Origin of the sequence: Streptomyces sp. UNOC14_S4, from assembly GCF_020740835.1 — a bacterium.
GTDB lineage: Bacteria > Actinomycetota > Actinomycetes > Streptomycetales > Streptomycetaceae > Streptomyces.
The window spans coordinates 1-519 of record NZ_JAINFC010001069.1 but is presented as its reverse complement, the minus strand read 5'-3'; the positions used below and the strand labels follow the sequence as shown (position 1 = coordinate 519).

Sequence of the window (519 nt, the reverse complement as noted above, 5' to 3'; positions counted from 1 at the left end):
CCTCCCGTCCCGTCGTCCTGCCCGGCGTCGGGACCGTGGAGCGTGGGAGGAGGCCAGGCGTTCGCGGTGCAGACGTCGCTCGCGCCACCAGACCAGACGGTCCGCGGAGTCCTGCGGGAAGACCGAGCGAACGATCACGGCGACGGTGGCGGACAGCGAGAGCAACACCCCTGCCCACCACGGGGCGTCGCCTGCGAGCGCGTTCATCGAGTTCCCCTCCTGTCGGCCGCGGTCGTGGCGCGCAGGGTGCGGCAGCGCTGTCGGGCACGTCGCGAGGCGGATGCGCGGGGTCTCATGAGGCTCCCTTCACGGATACCGGGCCCGTCCGGGCATGTCCCGGGCGGGCCCGTGTCGTGACTCCATTGCGCTGCGGCCGGCGGGTGGAGGCGAGCGGGCCGGACGTATTGGGTCAAGCCCCGGACGGGCCCGGACCTGTGGCGTTAGGCTCCGGACGATTCCGGACACCTGGGGGACGTGTGACGTTGGACGGGGAAGAGGACGGAGAGCGGGGCGGGGAAC

Annotated in this window: 1 protein-coding gene; it reads right to left on the bottom strand. The window is 72.8% G+C overall.

What is annotated here, in order from left to right:
• On the bottom strand, nt 1–207 hold a 207-nt coding region (locus K6I34_RS37940; protein ID WP_229332536.1), incomplete at its 3' end, for a hypothetical protein.
• Nucleotides 208–519: the final 312 nt, after the last annotated feature.